At 44.7% G+C, this 12,124-nt stretch carries 9 protein-coding genes and 1 pseudogene; 8 read left to right on the forward strand and 2 right to left on the reverse strand.

Features of this window, described 5'->3' with window-relative positions; all coding sequences use genetic code 11:
* Positions 1-86: 86 nt before the first annotated feature.
* Entirely contained in the window at positions 87-560 is a 474-nt protein-coding gene (locus F6K20_RS07610; protein WP_137985690.1) for a hypothetical protein, read from the reverse strand.
* A gap of 515 nt (positions 561-1,075) precedes the next feature.
* On the opposite strand from F6K20_RS07610, the gene pstS reads away from it, so the two are divergent.
* The 8 genes and pseudogenes from pstS to proX all read left to right on the forward strand — a co-directional run bounded on the left by pstS (position 1,076) and on the right by proX (position 11,423).
* Positions 1,076-2,107: a phosphate ABC transporter substrate-binding protein PstS gene (gene pstS, locus F6K20_RS07615; protein ID WP_071106071.1), complete on the forward strand. Its 1,032-nt coding sequence runs from the start codon at positions 1,076-1,078 to the stop codon at positions 2,105-2,107.
* 206 nt (positions 2,108-2,313) lie between these two features.
* A complete protein-coding gene (locus F6K20_RS07620; protein WP_287266361.1) occupies positions 2,314-4,269 on the forward strand; it encodes an iron uptake porin in 1,956 nt (651 codons plus the stop codon).
* A 94-nt stretch (positions 4,270-4,363) separates the two neighbouring features.
* A complete protein-coding gene (locus tag F6K20_RS07625; protein ID WP_008177656.1) occupies positions 4,364-4,525 on the forward strand; it encodes a hypothetical protein in 162 nt (53 codons plus the stop codon).
* An 86-nt stretch (positions 4,526-4,611) separates the two neighbouring features.
* On the forward strand, positions 4,612-5,826 hold the full coding sequence (locus tag F6K20_RS07630) for an RNA-guided endonuclease InsQ/TnpB family protein (protein ID WP_008177657.1): 1,215 nt from the start codon (positions 4,612-4,614) through the stop codon (positions 5,824-5,826).
* A 61-nt stretch (positions 5,827-5,887) separates the two neighbouring features.
* A pseudogene (locus F6K20_RS07635) lies at positions 5,888-6,271 on the forward strand (Uma2 family endonuclease); the annotation flags it as partial.
* A gap of 314 nt (positions 6,272-6,585) precedes the next feature.
* The gene (locus F6K20_RS07640) at positions 6,586-7,800 is read left to right on the forward strand and encodes an RNA-guided endonuclease InsQ/TnpB family protein (RefSeq protein ID WP_287256618.1); all 1,215 of its coding nucleotides are present in this window, start codon (positions 6,586-6,588) and stop codon (positions 7,798-7,800) included.
* A 262-nt stretch (positions 7,801-8,062) separates the two neighbouring features.
* The gene (locus F6K20_RS07645) at positions 8,063-9,280 is read left to right on the forward strand and encodes a quaternary amine ABC transporter ATP-binding protein (RefSeq protein ID WP_287294289.1); all 1,218 of its coding nucleotides are present in this window, start codon (positions 8,063-8,065) and stop codon (positions 9,278-9,280) included.
* A 109-nt stretch (positions 9,281-9,389) separates the two neighbouring features.
* The gene (gene proX, locus F6K20_RS07650) at positions 9,390-11,423 is read left to right on the forward strand and encodes a glycine betaine/L-proline ABC transporter substrate-binding protein ProX (protein WP_287294292.1); all 2,034 of its coding nucleotides are present in this window, start codon (positions 9,390-9,392) and stop codon (positions 11,421-11,423) included.
* 323 nt (positions 11,424-11,746) lie between these two features.
* Here the strand turns inward: proX and F6K20_RS07655 are convergent.
* A partial coding sequence (locus tag F6K20_RS07655) for a prolipoprotein diacylglyceryl transferase family protein (protein WP_287294294.1) occupies positions 11,747-12,124 on the reverse strand: 378 nt, incomplete at its 5' end.

The following is a 12,124-nucleotide window of genomic DNA, read 5'->3' on the forward strand; positions in this document are numbered from 1 at the left end:
CAAGATGCCCATTCCAGCCACCGGGTCAAACAGCTTTAATGAGATGCACCCGGTTTACACCAAGCACAGTAAAGTTAGTCCCTGGTTCAATAGGTAAATAGTATCAACCTGCCACCCTTAGAGGGCATTTCAATTTGAAGGTTGTTGCCTTGCACATCCTTACCATTGAATTCGTATATAACGTCTGTGGCCCGGACGCTCCTCCTAATCACAGTAGGCTGGAAGTCAGGTAGCCAGACTCTTAGACCTTTGAGTACTGGTGGGGGTACCTGACTCTGGTCAATTTCTTCTTCAACCTGCTGAATTTCCCCAATGGCATTGACATCCACTTCAAAGCGGTTACCCTGGGAGTTCTGACCACTCAGTCCATAGATTAGCTTGCCATCAGCCCCAATCTCGATTGCTGCATCCGTGGGTGAGACACCAGCAGCAACAGTGGCCGCAGTGATAGCAGGAGCTGGCACTTCAGAGATAGAAATCTCCTGATATATCCCCCCAAAGCTTTGGGCAAATCCCTTGCCAGCTGGGAGACTAAGTGCAAGGAATGAAACCAGTGTCAAGCTAAATTTTCGCAGTAAACTCATCTCCATGTCACACCAAAAAAAAGTTTGCTTTCTTGTAAAATAGCATTAAACTTGGCTTGGAGTTTTCTGGTACAGTCTCTGATGAAAGAAATTTGATTACCCACTTGATTGCCCACTTGATTGCCCACTGATAACGCCAGTAAAATTGGCGAAACTTTAGACTTTAAATGGTCGTCATATAAATTATATGATGATTAACGCGATCGCGTAATCTCTAGGATTAAGAATACTGACAATTGTAAGACTAGAATAAATGTAAGCTATCAGCTATCAGCTATCAGCTTAAGCGCTACGCGCACGCTACGCGAACAGCTATCAGCTATTGGCCGTAGATCAGGCTAGGCCAACATTTTATGCGCTACAGATGGTGCTAATCGAGGTGCTTTTTAATAAAATAAGTTCACGGCTGACGGCTGACGGCACCTCAAGTAGCGTGGCCAAAGGCCAACGGCTGACGGCTGAATACTTACGAATAAATTAAGGATACATTAATGATTGGCTATCAATTTTTTTGGCAAAAGGTTTTAACAGCAACAGCAGTAACCCTAACCGTTGGCTTTGGTTCTATCAGTGGTGCGATCGCTCAATCCTTCACTGGCGCGGGAGCTACATTTCCTGAACCCCTTTATCGCCGTTACTTTAGAGAATACCAAGAAGAAAAACAAAAAGAACAAACAGATGTAAAGTTCAAATACAGTGCCATTGGCAGTGGTGGTGGGATTAGACGATTTCTCAATCAGTCCGTTGACTTCGGAGCGAGCAATGTGATTCCAACTCCTGTAGAGAGAAACTCAATGAAACGGGGTTTGTTGATGGTGCCAACTGCTGGGGGGTCTTTGGCTGTCGTTTATAATCTTCAAGGAATAACCACCGATGTTAAGCTATCCCGAGACACTCTCGGTAAAATTTTTTCAGGTCAGATTTCTAATTGGAAGCAGGTTAACTCCCGCCTGCCAAACCGGAAAATCCAAGTAGTTGTCCACTCAGGCAGTAGCGGCACTAGCTTTATTTTTACTAAATATTTGAACGAAATTACTAATGGCAGAATCCGAGCAAGTAAAAGACCTAATTGGGGCTTTAAGGTCTTCTCTAGTGTTCCGGGAAATGCAGCAGTAGCTAGCGAAGTTAGGCGAATTGACGGTGCCATTGGCTATGTACCGGCGAGCTATGCTAAACAGCTTAACCTACCAATGGCCAGGCTGGAAAACCGAGCAGGTCGCTACGTCAAGCCTACCGTTGATCAAGCGAATAAAGCCCTAGGCAATGTGCAGTTCAATGATGACTTCACCATCGAAAATATAGATGACCCAGAACAGGGTTATCCAATTGTAGGTATAACTTGGCTGTTTCTCTACGAAAAGTATCCTAAACCAGAACTAGCCCAAGGGGTTAAAGACCTGATAAATTGGATTCTGACTGAAGGTCAAGACTTGAACGAAGATCTACAGTACACTCGGATACCCGAAGATGTTGCTAACCGAGCCATCGAAGCTGTGAATAACAACATCAGGGTTGTTCCATAGAAGGACAAAAGTCAAAAGTACTTTGGTATCGGTGTATCGCTGTTATCGGTGTGGTATAGCCTTCGAGCTTTTATAGCACTACGCATTAAGGTGTTTGACATAAATAAAAGCTGAAAAGCTCTTGTAGTTAACTTTTGCCTTTTGCCTCTTGCCAATGCCATTGCGCGTAGCGCTATACCTTTTATTTTTGTTGTGTGAGGAGAGTTGTGAAAAAATTTTGCGGTGGATTACCACTGACACCGATAGTACTTGGTGTCCATTTGGTAACCATTACCCCCGCTATGGCTGATAGCGAACCAGAAACCTTGACTGCCATAGACCCTAAACCATCACCAGATAGGTCAGATCTTAATCCCAGACCGAAATATATAGCGCGAGAGTACTTAAAAACTCCCCCAAAAACTCCTCAGTTAACCGACCAATTCCACGATGAACTGGAGTTTAAGACTACTACGTCTATTCCTAATTATGGGATATCGACAGCTAGCTTGACTAGTCTGGAGTCACCGCCAGACCTAGAGATGGCAGACACTGTGAGTAATCCGTCTATGGGTCAGGTAGCACCGATTTCTAAACTATTAGACATGCCATCTACCCAGACTAACTCCAATAGTCTAGATAATAGTCCAGATAATAGTTTAGATATATCCCAAAACTTAGGTGTGACAGACCCGTTGAGTAATGGACCAATGGAGCGGGTAACACCAGTTTATGAACTGTCTGATGTCCAACCTACGGATTGGGCTTACGAAGCACTACAGTCTTTGTTGAAGCGCTATAGATGCCTGACTGGTTACGAGGATGACACCTATCGCGGTAACCGTGCCCTGACTCGCTACGAGTTTGCTTTTGGCTTGAATTTTTGCCTAAATCGGGTGAATGCCATGATTATTGGTAAAACAGCCAACTTGGTAACCGAAGCTGATTTAGCAGCAATGCAAAGGCTACAAGAAGAGTTCAGTGGTGAATTAGCTACTGTACAGGCTCGGGTCGATAACTTGGAAGGGCGAGTGACTTTCCTAGAAGACCATCAGTTCTCGACTACTACTATATTGCGTGGGAGTGTAGATATTGCTCTAGCTACTGGCTTTGGCGGGAAAAAAGCAGTTCCTTCTGGTCAAAGCCCAACAGAAGATTTTGATGATACTAATACTCTGTTGGGAGGCCGGGCAATTCTCAACTTCGACACCAGTTTCACCGGTCGAGACCTTTTGCGCACTAGACTTCGGGCAGGGAATACCAGTAATTTTAGCACTGGTTTCACCGGTACAGCCATGACCAAGTTTGGTTTTGCCACTAATACCGGCAATGATGTTAAATTAAACCAGCTGTTCTATCGGTTTCCCCTAGGTAATAAAGGTCTGGTATCTATAGCAGCAGCAGGTCAGGGAGCAACTGCTTTGATTCCCGCCCTCAATCCAGCATTTTCCATTTCCAGTTTTGGATTCAATAATTACATCTACGACTTGGGTTTTGGTGCTGGTGCTGGAATCTACTATCAATTCAATGACCTGATTGCTACTGGAGCAGCCTATTACACTGGTTCTGCCTCTAATTCAGACTTTGGACTGTTCAATGGTGCCTTTGGTGCTTTGGCTCAGGTGACCCTTACTCCCTCTGATCGTTTTGGTATGGCCTTGACCTATGTCCGGTACTACTCTCCTCAAACAGCCAATACTGCATCGTTTCTCGGTAGCCAATTCGCTCAATCTCCCTTTGGCTCAAATACAGCCACCTCATCAAATAGCTTGGGTGTATCCACTAGCTATCGATTTAGCGATCGCTTTACCCTAGGCGGTTGGGTTGGTTATAGCAATGCGATCGCAGAATCCTCAAGCATTAACAATAACAATGGTTTCGATGTGTCAAGCGGATCAGAAGCAGATATTTGGAGCTGGGCAGTTACCGCCGCTTTCCCAGACATCGGAAAACTAGGCAGCCAGTTGAATCTCATTGTTGGCATGCCTCCAAGACTAGCTAGTAATGATGTTGCTGGTCGTCGCGATCGCGATGTATCATACCATCTTGAACTGTCTTATCGCTACCCACTGACTGATAGAATCTTTATCACTCCTGGTGTTTTGGTGATTATCGATCCAGAACACAATGATGAAAATGACACCATTGGGGTTGGACTGCTCCGAACCCAGTTTAATTTCTAGAGCATTGGTTGATTATTATTCGATGACAAAGCTTGAGGGTTAATGGTTTATGCTCAAAACCCTAGCACTGACAATGATTAGAGCATCATAGTAAATGGGATTTACCTACGGTCACGCTACGCGATGCTCGGTACGAGCCGCTACGCGAACCCATGAGCCAGCCATCAAACTATCTTGGACTATCATGGTGTTGGAGCAAGCCATAGAAGTTGACAAAATGACCAAAAATATTGGGTTTCAAGCCCCGCCCTTTTAGGGCGGCTTTAAAAAGATTTTATGTTTGAATTAAGGATGGGCGTTAATTCAAGAATGTGATATCCTTGAATTAAGGAGGCAAGTAAAGTGTTCAATCTAACCTACGAGTTCAAATTAAAACCTACCGCTAAGCAAGTATCTTTGTTTGAAAACTGGCTTGAACAGTGTCGCAAAGTCTATAACTATGCACTAGCAGAAAGGAAGGATTGGTATAAATCTCGTAGTTGTCAGGTTAATGCTTGCTCTGTTCGTAGTGAATACATCATTCCAGCAGAGCAAACCCGTCCTACTTATGCCAGTCAATGCCGTGGGTTAACCGCTGCCAGAAAAGCTATTGAAGAGCTTAGAGCTGTTCAAGTTCATGTCTTACAACAAACGCTCAAAAGGCTAGAAAAAGCTTTTGTTAGTATGTGGGAACAAGGTCATGGCTTTCCTCGCTTTAAGAAGCAGGGACAAATGCGATCTTTTGTTTTTCCACAACTAGGAGTCAAACCAGTTGAATCTGGAAAAATTAAATTGCCCAAAATTGGCTGGGTAAAGATGCGGCAATCACGGGAAATACCTTCTGATGCTGTAGTTAAACAAGCCAGAGTGGTCAGACGTGCTACTGGCTGGTATGTGATGTTGACTTTGCAATGGGATGTTGATGTTCCTCAGATTATGCCTCATGGGGAACCCTTGGGCATTGATGTGGGAATTTCACATTTTGCTGCTGTTAGTAACGGGAGGTTATTTCCTAATCCACGTCCTTTCAAGGGTCTCGAACGCAAGCTTAAATTGCTGCAAAAGAGGGTAAGCAGAAAGCGTAAAGGAAGTAGCAACCGTTGTAAGGCACAAGCAAAAGTCAGCAAGCTACACGAACGAATCGTTAACATTAGAAAAAATTATTACTGGAAATTAGCTCATAATCTTTGCGATTGGGCTGGGATGATCTTTGTTGAAGATCTAAATCTCAAAGGATTGGCTAAGGGAATGCTAGGAAAGCACTGTCTAGATGCGGGATGGGGACAGTTTTTTAAGATATTAGAGCAGTGTTGCGCCCATCGTGGTGTCTATTTTCAAAAAGTAGATTCTAAAAAGACTAGCCAAATTTGTCCCAATTGTTTAACTGAAACTGGCAAAAAGACCTTAGCTGAGCGCATACATCATTGCGAACATTGTGGCTACACAACCGACAGAGATGTGGCAGCTGCTCAAATAATCGCTATACGCGGACTTGCAGCCGTGGGGCACACGGTCAAGATGCTTTCTGAGGGCAAGTTCATTGGAATCCCTGGGAAGAAAGAATCCTCGTCCTTGTAGGACGGGGAGTGTCAACAGCATAACCAAGACCGAAGCAGTATCGCCAACTGCAACCGATAGTATGGATTGGGAGCCCCCCATGCCACCAACGGATTTAATCTTTGATGATGGAGAACCTTTGGAGAGTGACCGCCACCGCATAGCCATGAACGCCCTGATCCGTTCACTGCGCGTTGCTTTAGCTGACCGAGACGATTACTTTGTTGGGGGCAATATGTTTGTTTACTTCAGTAGTGAACAAGCACGAAACCGGGACTTTCGCGGGCCAGATTTCTTTGTAGTCTTGAATGTAGACGGTAGTCGAGAACGCCTGGGTTGGGTAGTATGGGAAGAACAGGGTCGCTACCCAGATGTAATAATCGAGCTGATGTCCCCCTCCACAAAGCAAGTTGACACAGGTAAAAAGAAGAGCATCTACTGCCAGACCTTCCGCACTCCAAATTATCGGAAATCCTACCGCTGAAGACTCCGCGTTTTTAAACCGGGGTCAGAAGTTACCGCAAGAATAGGCCAGCCTTTATGGTTGGGAGGCTTGGCTGAAAAGAGGTGCGACCCAAGGGCGATTTACTCGCCCTAGGAGGCGCGCACCTTTGGTTAAAACTTTATGATTAAGGCTGCCCTATTCTAAGGTTTCGTCTCCGGGATGAAAGCGCATAGCGGCTTTAGCCGCCGTGAGAAAAATATCCATCGGAAATCCGGAATCTTAGTCTGGATGTTGTAGAATAAAGTAGAGAGCAATAGCAGTTGAGGTCGAGACTGATGATCATACTAGAGTTCAAAGCGAAAGGGAAGAAACATCAATACTCCGCCATTAATGAGGCTATTCGGACAGTCCAGTTCATCCGTAATAGCTGCCTCAGATACTGGATGGATAATAAAGGGGTCAATAAATTTGATCTTAACAAATACAGTGCAGTCCTTGCTAAAAAATTCCCATTCGCTAACGAATTGAACTCTACGGCTCGCCAGTCTAGTGCTGAAAGAACATGGTCATCAATTGTTCGATTCTTTGATAACTGCAAGAAAAAAGTACCTGGCAAGAAAGGCTTTCCTAAGTTCCAGAAAAACTGCCGTTCAGTAGAGTACAAACAGTCTGGATGGAAGTTATCCCCTGACAAAAAGTCAATTACATTTAGCGATAAAAAGGGTATTGGAAAGCTAAAACTTAAGGGTACATGGGACTTGTGGCGCTTTGATCAAAAACAAATAAAGCGAGTCCGTATAGTTCGTCGGGCTGATGGTTACTACGTCCAGTTTTGTGTATCAGTTGACATCAAAGAAGAATTAGAGCCAACTGGGGCAGCTATTGGCTTGGATGTTGGACTAAAAGATTTCTATACTGATTCCGCTGGAGAAACTGAACCAAATCCTCGCTTTTACAGAACGGGAGAGAAACGTCTTAAGTTCTATCAGCGCAGAGTTTATAGAAAAAAGAAAGGCTCATTAAATCGCAAGAAAGCAGTTAATAGACTAGGCAGACAGCACCTTAAAATAAGTAGGCAACGTGAAGAGCACGCCAAGAGACTGGCGCGCTGCGTAATCCGGTCTAACGATCTGGTCGCCTATGAAGATTTAAGAGTCAAGAACCTAGTGAAAAATCACTGTCTCGCTAAGTCTATTAATGATGCAGGTTGGTATCAATTCAGGAAATGGATGGAGCACTTTGGCACCAAGTTTGGAAAGGTGACAGTCGCAGTAAATCCTGCCTACACTAGCCAAAATTGTTCCAGTTGCGGCGAAGAAGTTAAAAAGTCCCTATCTACTAGAACCCATGCCTGTAAGTGTGGATGCCAGTTAGATAGAGACCATAATGCCGCAATAAACGTCCTTAAGCGAGCCTTGGGTACGGTGGGGCACACCGGAACCTGGATCTTAAAAGATCTAAACGCTTCAGGAGAATCAGCCTCTACTTTTCCTGGTTCCGGCCTGGAAGAGCAAGCTGGCTCGTTGAATGAAGAATCCCCGCGTCTTTAGACCGGGGAGTGTCAAGACCGGGATGGGAATCTAGTTCCCTTACCAGAAGAAGCAGCTGAGCAACGAGCTGAAGCAGCTGAGCAACGAGCTGAGCAATTAGCAGAACGACTGCGACAGGCAGGGATTGACCCAGATGAAATTTAAGGTGAATGGCCATAAAAAGTTCTGAGTGCGTCAGTAGTGTCAATTAACTCTTAGAAACTAGGGGGTTTTCCGAATCACCTTTTCCCCAATCACCTTTTCCCCTTTTTCACAATTACTAATGACTAATATTAATTCAAACCCCAAAATTCGTATTGAACATCTGATTAAAATTTATGGAGAGAAACCCCAAGCTGCCCTCAAAATGTTTCGCCAAGGTGGGAGTAGGGATTCTATCTTAGAAAAAACCGGTCAAGTCTTAGGCATTGCTGATGTTTCTATGACCGTTAATAAAGGAGAATTGTTCGTGGTCATGGGGTTATCCGGTTCCGGAAAATCCACCCTAGCTCGCTGTATTAACCGCCTAATTAATCCCACCAGCGGCAATATCTATATCGATGATGAAGACATTGCCCATGTTGATGAGAAGCGGATGCGAGAGATTCGCCAGAGCAAGGTATCAATGGTGTTTCAGAGATTTGGATTATTTCCCCACAAAACAGTTGCAGAAAATGTCGGGTATGGTCTCAAGGTCCGGGGGATAGATCAAGCCAAACGCCGCCAAAAAGCCTTGGAAACCTTAGAAGTGGTAGGTTTATCCCAATGGGCGGATTATTTACCTTCTTCTCTGAGTGGTGGGATGCGTCAACGGGTAGGTTTAGCCCGCGCTTTAGCCACAGATGCCGAGATTTTACTTATGGATGAGGCATTCAGCGCCCTCGACCCCCTAATTCGGCGGGACATGCAGGATGAATTACTGCGACTCCAAACAGAACTGCACAAAACCATTGTATTTATCAGCCATGATATTCAAGAAGCCCTCAAGATGGGCGATCACATAGCAGTGATGAAAGACGGTTATATTGTCCAAATTGGCACACCAGAAGAACTGATTAACCAACCAGCTGACGACTACATCAGTGCATTCATCCAAGATGTTAACCGCGCCCAAGTCCTAAAAACTGGGTCAATTGCTCGTCAAACCCCTGCCTTAGTTCTTACAGAAAACTCTGCTACGGTTGGACTGGAACAGATGATAGACCATCACCTCCAACAAATGTATGTTGTCGATGCACACAGCAAACCTATTGGAATTGTCAAGAAACAATGGCTCGAAGCAGTCCTCCAAAAAGGAACCGAAGATATTACTGAAGTGATGGAAACAGATTTCCCCACAGTCAACGCTTCCACCCACCTAGAAGATATATTTCACCTCTACCGAGATGGACTTCCTGTTGCTGTAGTCGATACTGACGGTACATTCAAAGGAATGGTGGAACAGTCTGATCTTATCGCTAGTATTGGCAAACCTCAAAAGCTTTTCCAAGACAACAGCTGATAGCACCTCAAGTAGCGTGGCCTTTGGCCTTTAGCTGATAGCTGATAGCTGAATGCTTAAAAACGAAATATCTAGATAAATTGACAATCTATACTAGAAGAGTGTTGCTTTGAATAGTATTGTGTTCAATTATTTAATTCTATCCCTTAATAATATCGCAACAAGCCAAGTCGGTCTAGATATTATCTTGAATCCCTTTGAGCTTTATACCTTACCCCTTGACGAGTGGATTAGCGCAGCAGTTAATTTCCTAGTTGACAACTTCCGTCCCTTCTTTCAAGCAATTAGCTTGCCCATTACCTGGACTCTGGAAGGGATACAATCGCTGTTCCTATCCATTCCTCCCCTAATTTTTCTGATTATTCTGGCTTTGATAGTATGGCAAATTGCTGGGGGAAAAATTGCTATTTATAGCCTTATTGCCTTGACCTTGATTGGTTTTTTTGGAGCTTGGGAGCAAGCCATGACTACCCTGGCGCTAGTGGTGACAGCTGTAGTCTTTTGCGTGCTCATTGGCATTTCCCTTGGCATTGCCTGTGCTAGTAACGATCGCGTGGAGAAATTCCTGCGACCCCTGCTTGATGCCATGCAAACCCTGCCGTCATTCGTCTATCTTGTCCCAGTGGTAATGCTGTTTGGCATTGGTGCAGTCCCTGGAGTAATCGCTACTTTAGTCTTTGCTGTTCCCCCCCTGATTCGCCTGACCAACCTAGGAATCCGACAAGTATCTACAGAAGTTGTCGAAGCTGCGATCGCATTTGGCTCAACCCCAATACAAATGCTTTGGGAAGTGCAAATTCCCCTAGCAATGCCAACTATCCTAGCTGGAGTCAACCAAGCCATCCTATTAGCACTATCGATGTCCGTGGTGACTTCTATGATTGGTGTCGGGGGACTGGGACAGATGGTCTTACAAGGTCTCGGTCGGGTGAATGTCGGACTAGCTGCTGTGGGAGGATTAAGCATCGTTCTGATTGCGGTGATGCTCGACCGGATCACTCAAGTGGTGAGTCAAGGCAACAACCAAATCCCTTGGCTAGAGCGAGGACCAATTGGTTTTGTGCGTTTGAGGTTAACCAGTAAACCACGGACTGGGACTACTGTTGGTGCAGCGGTTTTAGTGGCATTGCTTGTGGGTTTGATCAGCTTGCAACAAATTCCCCAAGCCACCACCGAATTAACCTCATCAGAAATAGCCCTACCTGGGAAAGGGGTGAAAGTACGCTCTACCTATGGTTATCTAGCCGATTCACAATTCATGACACACATCGTTAACACAGCTCTGGAAAAGCTCGGTTACGAGATTGAAAAACCCAAACAACTCCAGCCCACCACCAGCCACATCGCTTTGGGTAATAACGACCTTGATTTTACCGCTAGCCACTGGGAAAACCTGCACACAGAATTCTTTGAAAAAAATGGTGGGGACAAGAAATTAGAGCGAGTTGGAGTTATTGTTTCTGATCTGTTGCAAGGGTATCAGATTGATAAAAAAACTGCTGAAAAATACAATATCACCAATTTGGAGCAACTCAAAGACCCTAAAATTGCCAAACTCTTTGACTCCGATGGAAATGGTAAGGCAAATTTAGCCGGTTGTATTCCCGGTTGGGGATGTGAGTTAGTTATTGAGCATCACTTAGATGCTTATGGGCTCAGGGATACGGTCGAACACGACCAAGGAGAATATAGCGTCCTAATTGCGAATAGCATTGCTCGCTACAAACAAGGAAAACCAGTCCTATACTACACTTGGACTCCTCTGTGGCTGGCTACGGTATTAAAACCAGGTGAGGATGTGGTTTGGCTAGAAGTTGCCCAAACCAATCTACCAGAAGCCCAGAAAGGGTTGACAGAAAAACATACTTCAATCGATGGTAAAAATCTCGGATTCGCGGTGGATCAGATCCGCTTTGTGGCAAACAAAAAATTCCTAGCAACTAACCCAGCAGCCAGAGACTTGTTTGAGCGATTTAAGATGCCGATTGAGGAGCTTAATGCTGAAAGCTTACGGGCCAAAAAGGGGGAAGATAGCCCAGCAGATATCCGTCGCCATAGCCAAGAATGGATTAAAAAGAATCAAAAGTTGTTTGATAGCTGGCTTGAAGAAGCTAGAAAAGTTGGAGAAACTTCTGGAATTTGAGGTTTCCTATAATTTACGAGAACATTAATATTGTCAAGGTTGAGTAATTGGTATTTGGTAAAGGGGAATTGGTATTTGTGATTAATCCCGACCTTTTACCCTTTACCCTTTACCCTTTACCTGCAAGTATCTTGGGTCAACTACCAGACACTCACCTATCGGTTACATCCCCTTGAACGATCCGTTGCCCCATCTTCCAACTATCACAACTAATAACAGATTGCTATATTCCCAAATTATCCGGATTAACCTGATCTACCCAGTAAAAAGAAAGTGGTAGATGCACCCTGGTAAAGTCCTAGAGATAAACTCTGGGGCTTTTTTTATTTAGATACCGTATCCCACTGCTGATTATCGACTGGAACAACATCTGGCAAAGACCGACCGATCCAATACAGCCACCCTAAACCAGCAACTCCCAATGCGATCGCAACTAAACTGACCACTTGAGCAATGCGTAATGGACCGAGCATCAGACTATCCATCCGCAATGCCTCAATCCAGAAGCGACCAGTACTATAGGCGACCATATAAACTAGAGCCATCGTCCCTACCTTCAGATGGGGTTTGCGGCGTAAATCCCGAAAGAACAGAGTCATCAGTAACCCAAAGACCAATAAGTTCCACACAGACTCATACAGAAAAGTCGGATGGAAATAGTCAAAATTATTAAAGCTTAGGGGACGCTGTCCTAGTGGAAA

The organism is Moorena sp. SIO2C4 (assembly GCF_010672485.1).
GTDB classification, from domain to species: domain Bacteria; phylum Cyanobacteriota; class Cyanobacteriia; order Cyanobacteriales; family Coleofasciculaceae; genus Moorena; species Moorena producens.